The organism is Nocardioides sp. SR21, assembly GCF_022761125.1.
Lineage (GTDB): Bacteria > Actinomycetota > Actinomycetes > Propionibacteriales > Nocardioidaceae > Nocardioides.
Window position 1 is genome coordinate 389,745 of record NZ_JAKWJR010000003.1, and the last position, 20,076, is coordinate 409,820.

The window sequence follows — 20,076 nt, forward strand, 5'->3', positions numbered from 1 at the left end:
GCCTAGGTCCCCGACATCATCTGCGGGGTCTCGGGCTGCGCCTCCTCGGCCGCGTCCTCGTCGGCCTTCTTGCGGAGGTTCTCCGCGACCTCCTCCTGCCAGAACTCGTTGGCCTTGGTGGTGTCCACCTCGAACTCGAAGCGGTCGACCATCTCCGGCTCGACGTCGGCCTGGTCGACGTAGAACTGCTCGTACCACCGGCGCAGCTGGTAGACGGGCCCGTCCTCCTCGCAGAGCAGCGGGTTCTGGACCGGCACCTTGTTCTTCCAGATGTGCACGTCCTGCAGGAAGCCGCTGCCGAACATGTCGGCGTACTTCTTCGCGATGAAGTTCGCGGTCTTCTCGTCGAGGCCCTCGGGGCGCTTGACCGTGATGCCGTACTGCAGCCGGAACGAGTCGGGGCCGGTCGGCACGTGACAGTTGACCAGGACGACCTCGGTGTTGAAGCCCTTGTAGTCGGTGTCGAGCCAGTTGATCATGTACGACGGCCCGTAGTACGTGGCCTCGGACTTGAGGAACAGCTCGGCGTCGCCGTACCCGCCGGTCTTGTCGGGGCGGCCCTTCGACTCCATGAACTGCGTCGCCTGGGTGCCCTCGAAGACGTTGCGGAAGCTGGTCGGGAACGCGAAGTGCACGTAGTAGAAGTGCGCCATGTCGACGACGTTGTCGATGAGCTCGCGGCAGTTGGAGCCCTCGATCTCCTCGGCGACCCAGACCCAGTCGGTGTACTCGCCCTCGGCGAGGCCCGGCAGCTGCGGCGGGAGGACGTCGTAGTCGGCCTTCGAGCCCTCGACGTCGTGCCAGATCAGCAGCTGGTCGTTGACGATCGCGGTCTCGTAGCGCTGAGTGCGTGCGCGCAGCGGCACCCGGCGGGCGTAGGGGATCTGCTTGCACTTGCCGTCGCCGCCCCAGCGCCAGTCGTGGAACGGGCAGGCGATCTCGTCGCCCTTCACCTCACCCTGGGTGAGGTCGCCGCCCATGTGCCGGCAGTAGCCGTCGAGGACGTTGAGCTCGCCGTCGGTGCTCTGCCAGACGACGAGCTTGCCGCCGAAGGCCTCGATCCCGTGCGGCTTGCCGTCGCGGAACGAGTCGGCCATGCCGATGCAGTGCCAGCCCCTGGCGAACCTCTCCGGCGGCTTTCCCTGATCCAAGAACCGCGTCTCAGCCATGCCGTGCCTCCAGACCCTGTGGACCAAAACGAGAACAGGTTATAGTTTTTGGCGCCGGGATTCCAGCGACGCAACCGTGATGAAAGCAGCGTGCCCATGCACATCGCCCTGACACCTGACCAGGAGAACCTGCGTGAGGAGCTGCGTGACTACTTCGCAGCACTGGTCACGCCCGAGGTGAAGGCCGGTCTCGCGTCGGCCACCGGCGAGTTCGGCGACGACGTCGTCTACAAGAAGGTGATCCGGCAGCTCGGCACCGACGGGTGGCTGGGCATCGGCTGGCCGACGGAGTACGGCGGCCAGGCACGCTCGATGGTCGACCAGCTCATCTTCACCGACGCGGCCGCGGTGGCCGGCGTCCCCATCCCCTACCTGACACTGAACACGGTCGGGCCGACGATCATGCGCTACGGCAGCGACGAGCAGAAGGACTACTTCCTCCCGAAGATCCTCAAGGGCGACCTCCACTTCTCGATCGGCTACTCCGAGCCCGGCTCGGGCACCGACCTCGCGTCGCTCAAGACCCGCGCGGTGCGCGAGGGCGACGAGTGGGTGATCAACGGCCAGAAGATGTGGACGTCGCTGATCCAGTACGCCGACTGGATCTGGATGGCCTGCCGCACCGATCCCGACCTGCCGCGCCACAAGGGCCTGTCGATGATCCTGGTGCCGGCCGACGCCCCGGGCTTCTCCTACACGCCGGTCCACACGGTCGCGGGCGTGAGCACGAGCGCGACGTACTACGAGGACGTGCGCGTGCCCGCCGCCAACCTCGTCGGCGAGCTCAACGGCGGCTGGGCGCTGATGACCAACCAGCTCAACCACGAGCGGGTCGCACTCACGTCGGCCGCGCCACTGACGTACTCCATCGACATGGTCCGGCGCTGGGCGCAGGAGACCAAGAACCCCGACGGCCAGCGGGTCATCGACACCGAGTGGGTGCAGATCGCGCTCGGCCGGGCGCACGCGCGCACCGAGGCGCTGCGCCTGATCAACTGGAAGCTGGCCGCCGACGCGGACGCGGGCGTCGCGCTCTCCCCCGCCGAGGCGTCGGCCACCAAGATCTACGGCTCCGAGCTCGCCACCGAGGTCTACCGGTCGCTGATGGAGATCGTCGGGCCCAACGCCGGCATCACCGGCGCGTCCGACGGCGCGGTCCTCCAGGGCCGCCTCGAGCGCTTCTACCGCTCCGCGCTCGTCATGACGTTCGGCGGCGGCACCAACGAGATCCAGCGCGACATCATCGGGTACGTCGGCCTCGGCCTTCCCGCAGCGAAGAGGAGCTGACGACATGGACTTCCGGTTCACCCAGGAACAGGACGAGGCCGCCGAGCTGGCCGCCGGGATCCTGAAGGACCGCGTCACCAACGACCGGCTCAAGGCCGTCGAGGCCGCCGGGGACCGCTTCGACCGCGACCTGTGGTCCGAGCTCGGCTCGGCCGGGCTGCTCGGGCTCGCGCTCCCGGAGGAGTACGACGGCGCCGGCCTCGGCATCGTCGAGCTCGGCCGCGTCCTCGTCGAGGTCGGCCGCACCGTCGCCCCGGTCCCGCTCGCGTCCCACGGCCCGGCCGCCCGGGTGATCGCCGAGCTCGGCTCGGACGCGCAGAAGCAGCAGTGGCTACCCGGAGCCGCGTCCGGCGCGAAGGTGCTGACCGCCGCGGTCGCGGAGGACCGCGCCTGGGCACCGACTCGCCCCACGACCGTGGCCACCCCCGAGGGGGACGGCTACCGGCTGACCGGCAGCAAGGCCGTCGTACCCGCCGGCCCGTACGCCGACCTCTTCCTGGTGCCGGCCGAGACCCCGTCCGGCGTCGTGGTGTTCCTCGTCGAGCCCGGTGACGAGGGCGTCACCGTCGTCGCGCAGACGTACTCCGACGGCGACGGCGTGGCCCGGCTCGACCTGGACGGAGCGCTCCTCGGCGCGGACCGCGTGATCGAGGGCGCGGACGACCGGCTGCGGCAGCTGCTGGTGCTCGCCGGCGCCGCCGAGCAGCTCGGCATCACCGAGGGGGCGCTCAGGCTGACGTCGTCGTACGCGAAGACGCGGGAGCAGTTCGGGCGCCCGATCGGCACGTTCCAGGCTGTCTCGCAGCGGCTCGCCGACGGCTACATCGACGTGCTCGGCCAACGGCTCACGCTCTGGCAGGCCGCGTGGCGCCTGGACCAGGGGCTGCCCGCCGAGAGCGAGGTCGCGATCGCGAAGCTGTGGGCGGCCGACGCCGGCCACCGGCTCGCGCACACGACCGTGCACGTCCACGGCGGCGTCGGCATCGACCTCGACGGCGAGGCGCACCGCTACTTCACCAGCGCGAAGCGGTTCGAGTTCCAGAACGGCGGCGCGACGGAGCAGGCGCTGAACGTCGGACGGATCCTGGCTGCCGAACCGGCATGACGGCCATGCCGACCGTGCGCGAGCAGCTGCTCGCGCGCGTCGACGACGACAACCGGGGGCTGCTGTTCGAGCACGCCGCGTGGACCTGGGCCGAGGTCGTGCAGGAGTCGTGCGTCCGGTCCGCGCTGCTCGGCGGCATGCTCGACCCCGAGCGACCGCCGCACGTCGGCGTGCTGCTCGAGAACGTGCCGGACTTCGCGTTCCTGCTCGGCGGCGCCGCCCTCGGCGGGCAGGTCGTCGTCGGGCTCAACCCCACCCGGCGCGGTGCGGCACTCGCGGCCGACGTACGACGGGCCGACGTGCAGGTCGTGGTCACCGACTGCGTGCACGCCGACCTGCTCTCCGACGTCGACGTCCCGGTGATCCCGATCGAGTCCCCCGACTGGACCGACCTCGTCGCCGAGCACCGCGCGGCCGGCGTTCCTGGTGCGGACGTCGGACCCGACGACCTGCTGATGCTGATCTTCACCTCCGGCACCTCGGGCGAGCCGAAGGCCGTGAACGTCACGCAGGCCAAGGTCGCCCACCCGGGGCAGTTCCTGTCGGAGCGGTTCGGGCTCGGGCCGGCCGACGTCGCGTACCTGTCGATGCCGATGTTCCACTCCAACGCGATCATGGCCGGCTGGGGGCCGGCGCTGGCTGCGGGGGCGACGATCGCGCTGGCGCCGAAGTTCTCCGCGTCGGGCTTCCTGCCCGACGTACGCCGCTACGGGGCGACGTACGCCAACTACGTCGGCAAGCCGTTGACCTACGTGATGGCCACGCCCGAGCGGCCCGACGACGCCGAGAACCCGCTGCGGCTGGTCTTCGGCAACGAGGCCAACGAGCGCGACATCGAGGCGTTCGGCCGCCGGTTCGGCTGCGTCGTCGTCGACTCCTACTCGTCGACCGAGAACGCCGTGATCGTGCAGCGGGTGCCGGAGATGCCGCCTGGCGCGCTGGGGCGCCCGCTCGAGGGCGTGAAGGTGCTCGACCCCGAGACCGTGCTCGAGACGCCCGACGCGGAGTTCGACCCGTCCGGTCGGCTGGTGAACGCCGAGGCCGCGACCGGAGAGCTGGTGAACACCGCGGGCGCCGGGGCGTTTGCGGGGTACTACAAGGACCCGGACGCCGAGGCCGATCGGATGCGCGGCGGGATGTACTGGTCCGGTGACCTCGCCTACCGCGACGCCGACGGCTTCGTCTACTTCGCCGGCCGCACGGCCGACTGGCTGCGCGTCGACGGCGAGAACCTCGGCGCCGCTCCGATCGAGCGGATCCTGCTGCGCCATCCGGCGATCGACGAGGCCGCGGTGTACGCCGTACCTGACGAGTCGGTCGGCGACCAGGTGATGGCCGCGCTCGTCGTCCGGTCCGGGCTCAACCCGGCGGGCCTCGAGTCGTTCCTCGCCGAGCAGGCCGACCTCTCCCCCAAGGCCTGGCCGCGCTACGTCCGCGTGGTCGACACCCTGCCCCGCACCGCCACCAACAAGGTCCTCAAGCGCGCGCTCGCGGCCGAGGGGCCGGTCGCCGGCGACGGCGTGCTGTGGACCCGCGAGCCGCGCGGGACGTCGTACTCGGGCTAGGGGGTGAGGCGCGCCCGGCTTCGGGCTGGCGCTGCTGCCCGGCTTTGCGGTGGTGGGCTTCGAAGCCACTCCTCGTCGACCGTGCGTCTCGGTGGTCATCAACGGCATCGGCTGACCCAGCCGGACGACTTGACGGCCTGTCCTGTCGCCTGACGGCCGTTGCAACCCCCGACAAGCGACCGAATCCCCGGTCGACCGGGGATTCCGACCGGGATCAGCGCAGCAGCACGACCGCCGCAAGTCCGGAGCCGCCACGCCTGCTCAGTACTTGGGTGGTGCTCCTGGGTCCTTTCGCAGCGACGAACGGAGGCTGGGCCCCATGAGGTCCGTCCTCTCGACCCGTGAGCGGACGTCGGACGGGTCGAACCCTCGCAGGGTCCGGTGCTCGTCGCTCACATTCCGTCTGCGGTACATCACCCAGCCGAGGACACAGACGACGAGCAATGCAGCGATGACGAGCCAACCCATGACCGCTCCCTCCGATGAGGTGACCTTGACCGCCATGGTGCTCCTGGGAGTGCTCGGCGCGCCAGACAAATCTCGACCGTTGCCACCCACCGTTCTGCCGCGCGCTTCGAGCTCAGCTGAGCGCGACGACCATGGCGGCGACCACCCGCCCCAGGGCGAGCTCGACCTGGGCTGCTGACTCGGGGTCGAGGGCCTGGGTACGGCAGCCGTAGCCCTTGGCAGCGCGGAACTGTGCGACCCAGGCCCGGCCGTGCTCGGTGCAGGCGACCGCGAGTGCGTTCGCCTCCCGCCGGATCGCTCGCCGGGTGCCGGGGTCGGCGTACTGCCGTGCCTGAAGACCGAGCGCCGCCGCGGGAGCCTCCTCGACGAGCCGGTGCAGGTCCTCGGTGAACGGCCCGGAGCCGGGGAAGAGGGTCGCGTCGAGCCGGGCGGCGTCCTGCGCGAAGGTCGCGGCGACGGTCGCGGCCTCGGCGGCCGAGAGCGAGAGGCGGTGACCGCGCTCGGCGGTTCCGGCGGCGCTCAGATCGGCGGCGATCCGCTTGCCGATCCTCTGGGCGACGGGTTCCGGCACCTCGCCGGCGCGGAGCGCGCGGTGGACGATGCCGAGGAGGGCGAGCGACTCGACGGTCAGCGCCGTGTTCAGTCGCTCCGTCGGGGCCGCGACGGTGGCACCGGGGCTGGCGAGCTGGAGGAAGTCGGCGACGACGTCGCCCCCGAGCAGAGCGGTCGGGGACGCGAGCCGCGCGACGAACCGCGCGTCGTACGCCGCGTGCCAGGCCGCCATGCGGTCCGCGTACTGGAACCTCTGGCCCTGCGCTGCGGCCTGGACGAAGTGGTCCAGCGACCCCATGAACGCCCCGGACTTCCGCTGCTGCGCGTAGGCCGAGACCAGCCGCGAGCCGTGCGGGCGCAGGTAGCAGACCACCCGGGTTCGCTCGGCCCAGCCCGGGAGGTGGCGTTGCACGGCGGCGGCGAAGGTCCCGGCGGGTACGGCGACGAAGAGCTCCGACGAGAGGACGGACACCTCGGCGTCGGCGTCGGCGAGCCATCGCCTCAGGTAGCGCAAGCGCCTGGCGGCGTCGCCCTCGTGGCCCTCCCGGAGTGCTCGGGCGAGGGCCACCTCGGTGAGCCGGTTCGGGTAGGCGACACGCACACCCTGGGTGGAGAACGCGCCGTCGTGCAGGGCGCGCTGCAGCGAGGACGAGCCCGTCTTGGGCGTACCGATGTGGATGATGAGTTCGGGCACAGCAGATGCCCCATAGCTGCCAGCGGGAGGACGTCGTCATGGTCCGCCCGCGGCCTGCTGTCGCGCCATACCCAGTTTTGCCGAACGGCCGCCGGGCCTACGGCCGCGCCACCTCGGCGAACTCCGGCAGCCCGACCTCGGGATCGGCGAACAGCTGCTGCGGGTCGGTGGTGTTGCGCGAGATCGAGACCAGCAGCTTGCCGTTCGAGAGCGGGACCTCCGGGTGGGCCAGCGGCGCGTACTGCAGCTCACCGGTGTCGAAGCCGGCAGGTGCCGCGATGCCCTTCCTCGGCGTCCACGGGCCGAAGGGCTCGGGCGCGGTCCACACGTAGACGAAGTCGCCGAGGTCGCCGTCGCGCTTGGAGACCGCGACCCACTTCCCGTCGAGGTGGTCGACCGACAGCGTCTGCGAGACCCCGCCCTGGGCGGGCAGCACCGGCGCGGCGAGGGTCTGGTCGGCCTGCCAGTCGGTGCCGTCCCAGAACTCCCAGCGGCTGCGGTCCGCCGGGTCCGAGACCCGCGCCCGGCCGACGTACAGCTCCCGGCCGAAGTCCTCGCCGGTGGCGCGGGTGCCGAACACGTAGAACCACGGGCCGAAGACGGTTGCCGCGGCGCCCCAGTTGACCTGGTCGAGCGCCTCGTCGTCCGGGGTGACCTCCATGACCTCCATCAGCTGCGGAGCCCCGCCGTCGTCCAGCGTGAACACCGCGGCCGAGGTGCCGAGGAACTGGAAGTCCAGGTTGTCGCCGCCGCGACGGGTGCGTGCCGCCATCACGACCAGGACCTCGTCGATGCCGAGGTTGGAGTACTGCTGCGCGGGCGGCATCGCGACCACCGACATCGGCCAGTGCACGACGCCGTCCCGGACGTCGGGGATCACCGGGCCGTCGGCGTCGGTGCGCAGCTGGGCCACGCAGGCGCCGTCCGAGATCAGCATCGAGTTCGCCACCAGCCGGGGCGAGAAGCTGTCGGCCCGCACGGTGTCACCGAAGACCCACACCATCCGGCCGTCGCGCAGCTGGGCGCTCGAGCCGATGTCGGCGGCCTTCCACGCGGGCAGGTCGGCGGACGCGACGATCCTGTTCAGCTGGGCGACCGTCAGCCCCTGCAGGTGGTGCGCCGTGTGCGGGCAGGACGGCTCGACGCGGTACGCCGGCGCCGCGGAGTCGGGTGTCTCCGCGTCGGAACCACACGCACCCAGCACCAGCGCGCCGAGCAGCACCAGGGCGACGGGCCGCCGCATCACAGCTCCGGCGGCGGGGACGCGTCGGTGTCGCCGACGACGAACGGGGTGCCGCCGCCGAACCCGTCGCGCATCTGGCCGGCGTCGAGCACGCGGTACGGCGCCGCCGCCTTCGCGGCCCGCGCCTGCAGGGCGGCGAGCGGCACGGCGACGCGGGAGGCGACCACCACGAGGTTGCCGAGGCGGCGGGCGCGCAGCGTGGCCGGTTCGGCGCTGAGCAGCATCTCCGGGAACGAGACCCGCAGCGCGCCGAGCACCCGTCGGGTCCAGCCGAACGGCGAGCGGTCGGTGAGGTTGAGGACGAACAGCCCGTCGGAGTCGAGCACCCGACCGACGTCGGCGAAGAACTCGGTCGTCACCAGCTCCCCCGGCACGCGGCCACCCGCGAACGCGTCGAGCACCACCACCTGGGCGTACTCGTCGCGCAGCTCCATGATCCCGATGCGGCCGCCGACCGGACGGACCTTGATCCCGCTGCGCTGCGGCAGCGGCAGCTCGGTGCGGACCAGCTCGGTGACCTCGACCGCCGGCTCGAGCACGACCTGCGCGGACCGCGGCCGGGTGGCGGCGACGTACCGCGGCAAGGTCATCGCGGCGCCGCCGATGTGCACCACCCGCAACGGCGCACCCGGGGCCTCGGCGAGGTCGAGCACGTCGGCGATGCGGCGTACGTACTCGAACTCGATGCGGGTCGGGTGGGCCAGGTCGACGTGCGACTGGCTCATGCCGTCCAGGCGCAGCACGAACGTCCCGGGGCGGTCCCCGGGCACGATCTCGCACGACTGCACGCGGGCCACGGGGAGAGCCTGCCACCTCCGGGCGGGGCAGGACGTACCATTCCGCGGTGCTGTCGGCGACCGATCCCCTGCCCGTCCAGCCGTCCCGGGTCGCGGTCGCGGGGGTGAGCGGCTCCGGCAAGAGCACCCTGGCCCGCCGGATCGGCGCGCTGCTCGACCTGCCGTACACCGAGACGGACTCGCTGTTCCACGGCCCCGGCTGGACGCGGATGCCGACGTTCGAGGCCGAGGTCCAGCGGCTCGCGGACTCGGACCGGTGGGTGTGCGAGTGGCAGTACGACGACGCCCGTCCGGTGCTGCTGGCGCGTGCCGACCTGATGGTGTGGGTCGACCCGCCGTTCCCGGTCACGCTCACCCGGGTCGTACGGCGCACCGTCCGACGCCGGGTCCGCCGCGAGGAGCTGTGGAACGGCAACCGCGAAGGCCCGCTCCGCGCGTTCTTCACCGACCCGGAACACGTCGTGCGCTGGTCGATCAGCACGCGCAACGTCTACGACGAACGGATGCCGGTCGTCGTAGCCGAGCGCCCGGACCTGCCGATCGTCCGACTGCGGTCGAGCCGCGAGGTCGAGACCTGGCTCAGGCTCCTGGCGGCAGCACAGGCGGGCTGACCGTCAGCCCCTCGGTCGCGAGCGACGCCAGCGCGTCGAGGTCGAGGTGCTCCTCGACCAGGTCGGCCAGCAGCTCCATCCGGCGCTCGCGGGCGGCCGCGAAGCTCACCCCGGACGGGGCGAAGAGATGCCCGCTCAGCCGCGCGACCTCGGTGAGGAACGCCGTGCGGAAGCCGTCGCCCTCAAGGCTGCCGTGCCACATCGTGCCGAACACGTTCCCCGCGCGGGCGCCGCCGAGGAACTCGTCGACACGGTCGCCGCGGGTGATCCGGCCGTGGTGGATCTCGTACCCGGTCGTGCTCGCGCCGAGCGCGACGCCCCGCGGCAGCCGCAGCACCTTCTCGCCCTGGAAGTCGGTGCGCACGTCGAGCAGCCCCAGGCCGTCGACCTCGGCGGGCGCACCCTCGACACCGTCGGGGTCGGCGACCGTGCGGCCGAGCATCTGGAAGCCGCCGCAGATCCCGAGCACGGGCCGCCCGGCGGCCGCGTGCGCATGGACAGCCCGGTCGATCCCGCGCTCGCGCAGCCAGGCGAGGTCGGCGATGGTCGAACGGGTGCCGGGCAGCACCACGAGGTCGGCGTCCGAGAGCGCCCGCGGGTCGGCGGCGAACACGACGTCCAGGCCCGGCTCCAGGCCGAGAGCGTCGACGTCGGTGAAGTTGCTGATCCGCGGCAGCCGGACCACCGCGACCTTGAGCGTGCCCTGGTCGGGCCCGGCGCGGCGGCCGGCCAGGTCGAGCGCGTCCTCGGAGTCCAGCCACACGTCCGGGTGCCACGGGAGCACGCCGTACACCCGCCGGCCGGTGAGCCGCTCCAGCTGGTCGAGCCCTGGCTGCAGCAGGGACAGGTCACCGCGGAACTTGTTGATGACGAAGCCGGCGATCAGCCGCTGGTCCTCGGGCTCCAGCAGCGCGACGGTGCCGAACATGGCCGCGAAGATCCCGCCGCGGTCGATGTCGCCGACGACCACGGTCGGCAGGCCCGCGTGCCGGGCCAGCCCCATGTTCACGTAGTCGCTCGCGCGCAGGTTGATCTCGGTCGGGCTGCCCGCGCCCTCGGCCACCACGACGTCGAAGCGGGAGGCCAGGTCGTCGAAGGCTTCGTACGCCGCGGTCGCGAGGTGCCGGCGCCCGTCGACGAAGTCCCGCGCGTCGACGTGGCCGGCCGGGCGACCCATCACCACCACGTGGCTGCGGACGTCGCTGCCGGGCTTGAGGAGCACCGGGTTCATCGCCGCCTCCGGCTCGGCCCTCGCCGCGATCGCCTGCACCCACTGGGCGCGGCCGATCTCGGCGCCGTCGGCACAGACCATCGAGTTGTTCGACATGTTCTGGGCCTTGAAGGGAGCGACCTTCACACCGGCGCGTGCCAGGGCCCGGCAGAGGCCGGTCGTCACCACGCTCTTCCCGGCGTCCGAGGTGGTACCGGCTACCAGGATCCCGCTCACCGGACGCAGCCTACGGTCCGGCTCCGGCGCCCGACCACGCGGACCAGAGCCGGGCGTAGGCACCGCCGGCCGCCACCAGCTCGTCGTGGGTGCCTCGCTCGACGACGCGACCGGAGTCCATCACCAGCACGGTGTCGGCGGACATCGCCTGGGTCAGCCGGTGCGCGATCGTGAGCGACGTACGCCCGTCGGTGACCGCCTCCGCGGCGCGCTCGAGGTCGCGCGCGCCCGCCGAACCCGCCTCGGCCGTGGCCTCGTCCAGCACGACCACCCACGGGTCGGCGAGCAGGACGCGGGCCAGCGCGAGCTGCTGGGCGAGGGCGGGAGTGAGCGTGAGTGCCCCTTCGCCGACCGGCGTCGAGAGCCCCTCGGGCAGCGCCTCGACGCTGGGCCAGGCTCCGACCGCGACCAGCGCCCGCTCGAGCTCGGCATCGTCGGCTCCGGGTGCGGCCAGGGTCAGGTTGTCGCGCACCGTGCCGGTGAAGACGTGGACCTCCTGGCTCACGAGCGCCACCGGCGGTCGCCCCCGGCCGTCGACCTGGTCGAGCGGGACGCCACCGAGCACGACGTCGCCGCGGCTCGGCACCAGCCGTCCCGCGACCGCGGCACCGAGGGTCGTCTTCCCGGCTCCCGAGGCGCCGACCACCGCGGTCCGGCGGCCCGGCTCGACGTCGAGGTCCGCCTCGTCGACCGCGGGGCGGCCGGCGACGTACTCGTGGTGGAGCCCGCGGACGGTGAGGTGCGCATCCGCCGGCTGCCGCGGCACCGCCGTGGGCGCGGGGGGCCGCAGCAGCGCGAGCCCGGCCAGGCGCGTGAGCGAGGCACCGGCCGACTGGACCTCGTCGAAGAGCGTCAGCAGCGCACCGATGGGGTTGAAGAGCCGGTGGAACAGCAGGGCCGCGGCGGTCACCGCGCCGACCGTCACCTCGTCCTCACGGGCCAGCAGGAAGCCGGTCGCCAGGATCAGCAGCAGCCCGATCAGCTCGGCCCGGTTGGACCGGCCGTAGAAGCGGGTGAGCAGGCGGAACACGTCGATGGAGATCCGCGCCGAGCGCCACGACGCCGCCTCGATGCGCTCGTGGTGCGCGTTCGCGATGTCGTACGCCCGCAGCGTGCGGCTCGCGTGCACCCCGGTCAGCAGGGCCTCGGCGCGGGTGCCGTTCGCCTCGCGCTCGCGCCGGTAGTACGGGCCGGACCGGGGCAGGTACCACCGGAGACCGAGCACGTAGAACGGCACCGCGCCGAGCCCGGCCAGGCCGAGCCGCCAGTCGAGGGCGAAGAGCCCGACCGACGTGAACACGACGGCGATCGCGGAGTTCACGATCAGCGGGATGACCTCGGTGAACGACTCCGCGATCAGGCGTACGTCGTCGCCGACCCGTGAGAGCAGGTCGCCGCTGCCCGCCGCCTCGAGCTCGGTCGACTCCAGCTCGAGCGCGTGCTCGACGACCTGCTCACGCAAGTCGGCCAGGGCCGGCTCGGCGGCCCGCGCCAGCAGGGCGATCGACAGGGCCGTGGCCACGCCGCCCACCACGGCGGCGCCGAGGATCCACACGAACGCGACGGTGATCTCGCCCGCGTCTCCCCCGCTGCTGACGACGTCGACGATCCGCCCGAGCATCAGCGGCGCGACCAGGCCGGCGAGGCCCTCGACCACGAACATCGCCAGGCAGGCGGTGAGCGCCCACCGGCGGGTGGCGACCAGCGAGCGCACCAGCGCGAACGCCTCGCGCCGGGTCGAGACCGGGAGCAGTGGCGCGCTCATCGCAGCACCGCCGTGCGGTACGCCGCGTCAGTGACGAGCTCAGCGTGCCCCGCACGCGCCGTCACCCGGCCGTTCCGGATCCAGACCACCAGGTCGGCCCGGGCGAGCAGCGCGGGGCTGCTGGTCAGGAGCAGGGTGGCGCGCTGCCCGGTGGCGCGTCGTACGTCGGGCAGCCGGTCGGCGATCAGCTGCTCGGTGACCGCGTCGACGGCGGTCGTCGGGTCGTGGAGCACCAGGACCCGCGGGTCCGCCCCGAGCGCGCGGGCCAGGCCGAGGCGCTGGCGTTGGCCGCCCGAGAGGGTGGTGCCGTCCACCTGGACGTGCTCGTCCAGACCGTGCTCGGCGCCGGCGACGATGTCGTCGCAGCCGGACGCGGCCAGCACGTCGGCCAGCCGCTCCTCGCCGAGCAGCGCGAGCGGGTCGACGTTCGACCGGAGGGTGCCCTCGAACAGGTCGACGTGGTGCTCCGCCACCAGCAGCCGGCGACGGGACTCGTCGATGCGCAGCTCCGTCAGGGGTACGCCGTCCAGCAGCACCCGACCCGCGTCCGGAGCCGTCTCGCCCCGCAGCAGCGCCATCAGCGCCGCCGCGTCGGCCGGCTCCTCGGCGACCAGGGCGACCAGCGCGCCGGGCTCGACGTCGAACGTGACGTCGTCCAGCGACCCCGACCCGACCGCCTCGAAGGTGAGTCGCGGTGGGCCGTCGGCGCTCCGGTCGCCGCCGATGACCAGCGGCGGGGTCGCCAGCAGGTCGACGATCCGGCGCGCGGAGGCCCGGGACCTCGCCAGCTGGGCGACCAGGTAGGCGAGCAGGCCCATCGGCTCGGCGACGAACTGCGCCAGCCCGACGACCGCCACCAGCTCGCCGATCGACATCTCCCCGGACAGCGCCCGGTGACCGGCGATCAGCGCGACGGCGGCGAGGAACGCGATGCTGATGCCCTGCGTGACGCCGTACAGGAGGCCCTCCCAGCGCGCGGCCGCGACGCTCGCGTGCATCGCCGACCGGCTCCGCCCGCGGTACCGGTCGAGGGCGACGGCCTCGGCACCGATCCCCTTGAGCGGACGCAGGCCGCGCACGAGATCCGTCGCGAGGCCGGTGGCCAGGCCGATGCTCTCCTGACGCGCGTGGCTGCGGTGGGCCAGCCGTGGCGCGAGGACCTGGGTGCACACCAGGACGACCGGTACGCCGACCAGCACGACGACGGCCACCAGCGGGTCGATCGTCGCGAGCACGATGCCGCTGACCACCAGCCCGATCAGCGCTGCGGTCGTCAGGGTCAGCTGGCGCACGATCGTCCCGACCGCGTCCGCATCGGCGGTCGCGACCGAGAGGACGTCACCGGCCAGGCGCTCGGTGCGCGCGCCGCGCGGGGCGAGCACGTGCGCCGCGATCTCGGTCCGAAGCCGGTGGCTCTCCTCCTGCTCGGCCCGGAACCCGATCCGCGAGCCGAACCGGTAGCCCAGGCTGAGCACGGCGAAGTGCACGCACAGCACGGCGCCCCACAGCAGCAGCCGCTCGACGTCCCCGGTGGCGACGGCGCGGTCGATCACCACACCGATCAGGACCGGCACGCCGGCCTCGCAGACCTGCCACAGGGTGATCAGCGCGATCGCGCCGGCGAGGGCACGTCGTTGCCGGCCGAGCGTACGGCGGATCAGCCCGCCGGCGGTCGCGGGCGCAGGGTCCGTCGTCACGCCGCCAAGTATGGGTGGCGACCCTCGGTTCACCCGGTCCGGGTGGGCGCTGACGCGCCTCTCCCCCGCTAGCGTCGCCCGCATGGGACGACGCCTGCGTTGGGGAGATCTCGGACGCGCCGTGCTGGGGCTGGTCGGGGCCACCCTCGGGCTGATCATCGCCTCGTGGGTGCTGCCCGGGTTCAACGTGGACGGCGCCGGTGAGGCGCTGGTCATCGCGGTGCTGGTGGCGATCTGCGGAGCCGTGCTGCGGGTGTTCCTGGTCGAGGGTGCCGTGCTGGTCGGCTGGGTGGGCGCGCTGCTCGTCGGCCTGTTCGGCCAGGCGATCGCCATCTGGCTGGTCGTGTACGCGCCTCAGGGCGACTTCGGCCAGGACGACATCTGGTGGGCGCTGGGCGCCGCCTGGATCGTCTCGGCCGTGTCCACCCTCTTCGTCTGGGTCGCGACGACCGGCACCGACGACGCCGCCACCGCCTCCCTGCTGAGGAGGGCGCGCCGCCAGGACGTCCGGCTCGACGACCCGGACGTGCCCGGCATCCTGTTCGTGCAGGCCGACGGCGTGCCGTACCCCGTCCTCGAGTGGTGCGTCCGGGCCGGAACCCTGCCCACGCTCTCGCGGTGGATCCGCGACGGCAGCCACCAGATGGCGGAGTGGCGACCCAAGCTCCCGGCGACCACGCCTGCCAGCCAGATGGGCCTCCTGCACGGCACCATCGACGGCATCCCCGCGTTCCGCTGGGTCGACCGGGCCACCGGCAAGGTCCTCGTCGCCAACAAGCCCGGCGACGCCGCCGTCATCGAGTCCCTGCACAGCAACGGCCGCGGCCTGCTCGCCGACGACGGCGTCTCGGTCAGCAACCTGTTCACCGGCGACGCGCCGACGGCGTACGCCACCATGAGCGCCGTCGACCGCACCGGCGAGACCCGGCAGGCCCGGCGGGTGGTCACGGAGTACCTCAGCCGGCCGGCCGGCTTCACCCGCAGCATGACGCGCACGATCAGCGAGATCGGCCGCGAGCGCTTCCAGGCCTCGCGCGCCAAGCGCCGCAACGTCCGCCCGCGGGTGCACCGCGGCTGGTCGTTCGCCGTCGAGCGCGCCGCGCTGACCGGTGTGCTGCGCGACCTCAACACCACCCTGGTCGCCGACTCGATGCTGCGCGGCCGACGCGTGGTGTACGTCGACTACGTGGACTACGACGCCGTCGCGCACCACGCCGGCATCAGCCAGCCCGAGTCGCTGGACGCGCTGGCCGGCATCGACGCCGTGCTCGCCCAGCTCGAGGCCGTCGCCGCGGTGGCGCCGCGGAAGTACCACCTCGTGGTGCTCTCCGACCACGGGCAGAGCCAGGGCGCGATCTTCGCGGACCGCTACGGCGAGGACCTCGCGACGCTGGTCGCCCGGCTCTCGGACTCGGCAGCGCTCGCCGCCTCGGAGAACGACGAGGGCAGCGGCGCCCTCAACTCGCTGGTCGCCGGCTCCTCGGACAGCGACACCGTGCTCGGTCGCGCCCTGACCCGCACCTCGACCCGGCTCACGATCGACACCATCGACACCGAGGTGCCCGGCACCGGCGACAAGTTCCTGGTGTTCGGGTCCGGGAACCTCGGCCTGGTCTGGGTCGCCGGCGAGAAGACGCGGGTCACGCTCGAGGAGCTCACCGCGCGGTGGCCCGCGCTCCTTCCCGGCCTGGTCGCCCATCCCGGCGTCGGGTTCGTGTGCGTGCAGACCGAGGAGCACGGTCCGGTCGCGCTCGGCATCGGCGGCGAGCACCGGCTGCGCGAGGGTGTCGTCACCGGCATCGACCCGCTGGCGAAGTTCGGCCCGCAGGCCGCCGAGTTCCTGCTGCGCGCGGCGACCATGGACGAGGCCCCCGACATCTACGTGAACAGCCTGATCGACGACCTCGGCGAGGTCGCGGCCTTCGAGGGCCTGGTCGCCTGCCACGGCGGGCTCGGCGGCTGGCAGGAGCGCGGGATGGTCGTCCACCCCGTCGACCTCGAGCTCCCGGAGGAGATGGTGGTCGGCGCCGACGCGCTCCACCGCGTCATGGTCGGCTGGCTCGAGCAGCTCGGCCACCGCACCGACCTCCCCCAGCGGACGGACGCCACCGATGACTGACGCACCACCGGCCCGCACCGGGTGGTTCTTCGTCCAGGGCAGCGGGGCCCGGTCCCGGCGCCCGGTCGACCTGGTGATCGTGGTCCTCGGAGTCGCGGTGGCCGCGACGTGCGCGGCGCTCCATCGCCACCACCTGATCGGCTACTCACTGCCGTCCTGGCTCTCGAGCCTGTCGCAGATGACCTACCTCGCCTGCTCGCTGTACGTCGCCGGCGTGGTCCTCGTGGTCCTGTTCCGGGCGCCGAAGCACCTCCGCCTCGCGTTCACCGTGCTGGTCGCGGCCGGGCTCGCGATCGCCGGGTCGCTGGCGCTGTGGGTGGTCGCGAACGACCTCTATGCGCTCCGGACCGCCGTCAGCGCGGCGGTGCTGCTCGCGCTGCGGCCATGGGTGACCCTCCCGTTCCGCAGGCTGCACGCCCTGATCGTCCTGGCACAGTGCGCGGCGGCCTGGGCCGCGGGGTACGTCGGGCCGGTCGAGGTCGTCGGCGGGATCGCCCTGGGCGCGGCCGCGGCCAGCGCGGTGCTGGTGGTCCTCGGGTCGCCGGCCGGCCACCCGGACCTGCGCCAGGTCCAGAGCTCGCTGCGCGGCCTGGACATCGAGGTCCAGGACCTGCGGTTCGCGGAGCGGCAGCCGTGGGGGGCCCGGGTGCTCCTCGGCACCATGTCCGACGGGCCGGTCCTCGTGAAGGTGTACGGGCGCGACGCGACCGACGCGCACCGCGCGGCCCGGTGGTGGAGGGCCCTCGCCTATCGCGACCAGAGCTCTCCGGGCGCGACCCGGGTCCAGCTCGTCGAGCACGAGGCCCTGGTGACGATCCTCGCCGACCGCGCCGGGGTGGCGGTCACGCCGGTGGTCGCCGCGGCGACCAGCCAGGGCGACGCCATCCTCGTCCTCGGCGCGCCGCCGGAGCCTCTCGACGACGAGGACCTCGACGACGAGCTGCTCGGCCGGATCTGGTCCGAGGTCGCGCTCCTGCACCGCGCCGGGCTGTCCCACGGCGAGCTCACCATCGACAACATCGGTGCCGGCGCGGTCCTGTCGGGCTTCGGCCGGGGGACGGTGGCCGCGTCGGCGGCCCGTCGGGCGCAGGACGTCGCGACGCTGCTCACCGCGCTCGGGATCCGGATCGGCCCCGAGCGCGCCGTCGCGGCCGCGGCGGCCGCCCTCGGGAACGACGACCTCGCCGCGGCCCAGCCGTACCTGCAGCACGCCGCGCTCCCGCACTCGATGCACGGCGCCGAGGGCCTGAAGGCGACCCTCACCGCGCTGCGCGACCAGGTGGTCACGACCACCGGCGCCGAGCCGCTGCCACCCGCGCCGATCACGCGGGTGAGCGCCCGCGACCTCATCACGGTCGCGTTGCTCCTCCTCGCGGCGTACGCGCTGCTCACGACGTTCGCCCAGCTCGACTGGTCCACCGTCCGGGCCGCCTGGGCGAACGCCGACTGGCGCTGGGTCGCGCTCGGCTTCGTCGTCGCGCAGTGCACCGCACCCGTCGACTCGGTGTCGACGATGTCGATGGTGCCGGCGCGGCTGCCGTTGCGGCCGCTGGCGATGCTGCAGTACGCCATCAAGTTCGTCGGCCTCGCCATCTCGGCCACGGTGGGCAAGATGGCCATGAACACCGCGTTCCTGGCCAAGTTCGGCGTCGGCGCCACCGTGGCGGTGACCGCGAGCGCCCTCGGCTCCTTCGTGACCGGAGCCGTCAACGTGCTGGTGGTCCTGGTCGCGCTCCCGTTCCTGGACAACCGTCCCGAGGTCGACCTCGGGGGCGGTGGCGACGACGAGCGCCTCCTGCTCCTGCTCGGGCTGGTCCTGGTCGCCTCGGTGGTGGCCCTGGTGTTCGTACGCCCCCTCCGGCGCCGGGTGCTGACGGTCGTCCGGAGCTCGTGGGCATCGATCCGGGTGGTCACCGACTCCCCCGCCCGCGGCATGCTGCTGGTCGGCAGCCGTCTGGCCTCGCTGATGATCACCGCGGTGGCGCTCTGGTGCATGGTGCAGGGCATCCACCCGGACCGCCCCTCGCTCGGGTACCTCACCGTCCTGGTGATCACCGCCGGCGCGGCCGCGTTCGCCAGCATCGTGCCGGTGCCGGGCAACGTCGGCGTCGGCGAGGCCGCGCTGACGGCCGGACTGGTCGCCGCTGGGGTGCCCAGCGGCCCCGCCTTCGCGATCGCGGTGACGCAGCGACTCAGCACGTCGTACATCCCGGACGTGATCGGCGCGGGTGCGGTCCGCTGGCTGCGCAGGTCGGACTACATCTGACCGACCCGGCCGCGCACGGCGCCGGAGCATTGTCTCGTTCCAAATTGTGATCGTTAACGTTTCAGCAACGCGATCGACGGAACTCGGCGGAAAATCGCACGCCCAGGAACGATTGCGTTACCAGAATGTTATCGCTAACCTCTCGCCAAGATCCCGAATGTGAGGGCTAACATTCGCGGCAAGAGCGCAGTCCCGGGAGCGCCGTATCACCCATACTCAGCCGGCCTCGCCCGGCTCAATCAGGAGGTTTTGGAGTGAAGACGAAGTTCCGTACCGGAGTCGCCGTGCTGGGTGCCCTTGCACTCTTCGCGACCGGCTGTGGTTCATCCGACTCCGACGGCGGCGACGGCGGCAGCGCCAGCGGCGACACGATCAAGGTCGGCTTCGCGCAGACGGGCTCCGAGTCCGGCTGGCGCAGCGCCAACACCGAGTCCATGAAGGAGGCGTTCTCCGAGGAGAACGGCTTCGAGCTGGTCTTCAACGCCGCGGACAACGACCCCGCCGCCCAGATCAGCGCGGTCCGCAGCTTCATCAGCCAGGGCGTCGACGCGATCGTGATCGCGCCGATCGTCGAGGACGGCTGGGACGACGTGCTCCAGGAGGCGGCGGACGCCGACATCCCGGTGATCCTCGAGGACCGGACGGTGACCTCGTCCGAGGACCTCTACGAGAGCTGGGTCGGCCTGGACTTCAAGAAGGAGGGCGTGATGGCCGGCGAGTGGGCCGCCACCGAGTTCGGCTCCGAGCCGACCAAGATGGTGGTCCTCGAGGGCACGACCGGCTCCGCTCCGGCCAACGACCGCGCCGAGGGCTTCGACGAGGCCATCGCCGGCAGCTCCATCGAGAAGATCGACTCCCAGACCGGCGAGTTCACCCGTGACGGCGGCAAGACCGTCATGGAGGGCTTCCTGCAGAAGTACGGCGTCGACGGCATCGACCTGGTCTACGCCCACAACGACGACATGGCGCTCGGCGCGATCGAGGCGATCGAGGCAGCCGGCGGCGTGCCGGGCGAGGACATCAAGATCGTGTCGATCGACGCGGTGCACGACGGCATGCAGGCCCTCGTCGACGGCAAGATCAACTTCATCGTCGAGTGCAACCCGCTCCTCGGTGACCTCGCCGCCGGCCTCGTGAAGTCGGTGCTGGACGGCGAGACGGTCGAGAAGCAGGTCTACGTGGAGGACCAGAGCTTCACGCAGGAGCAGGCCGCCGAGGTCATCGACTCGCGCGCGTACTGATCCGTCCACCACACACCAGTCGAGTCTGGTCCGTCGGCGCCGATTCTCCC

Annotated in this window: 14 protein-coding genes; 7 read left to right on the forward strand and 7 right to left on the reverse strand. The window is 72.5% G+C overall.

What is annotated here, in order from left to right:
* Positions 1-2: 2 nt before the first annotated feature.
* A complete protein-coding gene (locus MJ604_RS07915; RefSeq protein WP_243057775.1) occupies positions 3-1,169 on the reverse strand; it encodes a Rieske 2Fe-2S domain-containing protein in 1,167 nt (388 codons plus the stop codon).
* A gap of 96 nt (positions 1,170-1,265) precedes the next feature.
* Here MJ604_RS07915 and MJ604_RS07920 point away from each other — a divergent pair, with 96 nt between their 5' ends.
* From MJ604_RS07920 to MJ604_RS07930, 3 genes are read left to right on the forward strand one after another with little or no spacing between them, the layout of a single operon-like run.
* Positions 1,266-2,456 carry an acyl-CoA dehydrogenase family protein gene (locus MJ604_RS07920; protein WP_243057776.1) on the forward strand — a complete coding sequence of 397 codons (1,191 nt, stop codon included), beginning with the start codon at positions 1,266-1,268 and terminating at the stop codon, positions 2,454-2,456.
* 4 nt (positions 2,457-2,460) lie between these two features.
* Positions 2,461-3,561, forward strand: a complete 1,101-nt coding sequence (locus MJ604_RS07925; protein ID WP_243057777.1) for an acyl-CoA dehydrogenase family protein — start codon at positions 2,461-2,463, stop codon at positions 3,559-3,561.
* Positions 3,558-5,126, forward strand: coding sequence for a long-chain-fatty-acid--CoA ligase (locus MJ604_RS07930; protein ID WP_243057778.1), 1,569 nt, complete (start codon positions 3,558-3,560; stop codon positions 5,124-5,126). The genes MJ604_RS07925 and MJ604_RS07930 overlap by 4 nt, the downstream gene beginning before the upstream one ends.
* Positions 5,127-5,706: 580 nt before the next feature.
* Here the strand turns inward: MJ604_RS07930 and MJ604_RS07935 are convergent.
* The 3 genes from MJ604_RS07935 to MJ604_RS07945 form a co-directional block, all read right to left on the reverse strand.
* On the reverse strand, positions 5,707-6,840 hold the full coding sequence (locus tag MJ604_RS07935) for a hypothetical protein (RefSeq protein ID WP_243057779.1): 1,134 nt from the start codon (positions 6,838-6,840) through the stop codon (positions 5,707-5,709).
* 97 nt (positions 6,841-6,937) lie between these two features.
* Entirely contained in the window at positions 6,938-8,083 is a 1,146-nt protein-coding gene (locus MJ604_RS07940) for a DUF4185 domain-containing protein (RefSeq protein WP_243057780.1), read from the reverse strand.
* A complete protein-coding gene (locus MJ604_RS07945) occupies positions 8,083-8,880 on the reverse strand; it encodes a spermidine synthase (protein WP_243057781.1) in 798 nt (265 codons plus the stop codon). The genes MJ604_RS07940 and MJ604_RS07945 overlap by 1 nt, the downstream gene beginning before the upstream one ends.
* Before the next feature lie 47 nt (positions 8,881-8,927).
* Here MJ604_RS07945 and MJ604_RS07950 point away from each other — a divergent pair, with 47 nt between their 5' ends.
* Positions 8,928-9,491, forward strand: coding sequence for an AAA family ATPase (locus MJ604_RS07950; RefSeq protein ID WP_243057782.1), 564 nt, complete (start codon positions 8,928-8,930; stop codon positions 9,489-9,491).
* Here MJ604_RS07950 and MJ604_RS07955 read toward each other — a convergent pair.
* Genes MJ604_RS07955 through MJ604_RS07965 form a run of 3 tightly spaced genes read right to left on the reverse strand, consistent with a single transcriptional unit; the run spans position 9,460 to position 14,400 of the window.
* Complete coding sequence (locus MJ604_RS07955) at positions 9,460-10,938, reverse strand: cobyric acid synthase (RefSeq protein WP_243057783.1); 1,479 nt, start codon at positions 10,936-10,938, stop codon at positions 9,460-9,462. The two genes, MJ604_RS07950 and MJ604_RS07955, sit on opposite strands and share 32 nt — an antisense overlap.
* A 10-nt stretch (positions 10,939-10,948) precedes the next feature.
* Positions 10,949-12,703 carry an ABC transporter ATP-binding protein gene (locus MJ604_RS07960; RefSeq protein WP_243057784.1) on the reverse strand — a complete coding sequence of 585 codons (1,755 nt, stop codon included), beginning with the start codon at positions 12,701-12,703 and terminating at the stop codon, positions 10,949-10,951.
* Positions 12,700-14,400 (reverse strand): ABC transporter ATP-binding protein, encoded by a 1,701-nt coding sequence (locus MJ604_RS07965; RefSeq protein WP_243057785.1) that lies wholly within the window; start codon positions 14,398-14,400, stop codon positions 12,700-12,702. Before MJ604_RS07965 ends, MJ604_RS07960 begins: the two co-directional genes overlap by 4 nt.
* Positions 14,401-14,482: 82 nt before the next feature.
* Here MJ604_RS07965 and MJ604_RS07970 point away from each other — a divergent pair, with 82 nt between their 5' ends.
* From MJ604_RS07970 to MJ604_RS07980, 3 genes are all read left to right on the forward strand, one after another.
* The gene (locus MJ604_RS07970; RefSeq protein WP_243057786.1) at positions 14,483-16,519 is read left to right on the forward strand and encodes a phage holin family protein; all 2,037 of its coding nucleotides are present in this window, start codon (positions 14,483-14,485) and stop codon (positions 16,517-16,519) included.
* Positions 16,512-18,785, forward strand: coding sequence for a lysylphosphatidylglycerol synthase domain-containing protein (locus tag MJ604_RS07975; protein ID WP_243057787.1), 2,274 nt, complete (start codon positions 16,512-16,514; stop codon positions 18,783-18,785). The genes MJ604_RS07970 and MJ604_RS07975 overlap by 8 nt, the downstream gene beginning before the upstream one ends.
* A gap of 254 nt (positions 18,786-19,039) precedes the next feature.
* Complete coding sequence (locus tag MJ604_RS07980) at positions 19,040-20,026, forward strand: ABC transporter substrate-binding protein (protein ID WP_243057788.1); 987 nt, start codon at positions 19,040-19,042, stop codon at positions 20,024-20,026.
* The last annotated feature ends 50 nt before the right edge of the window (positions 20,027-20,076 follow it).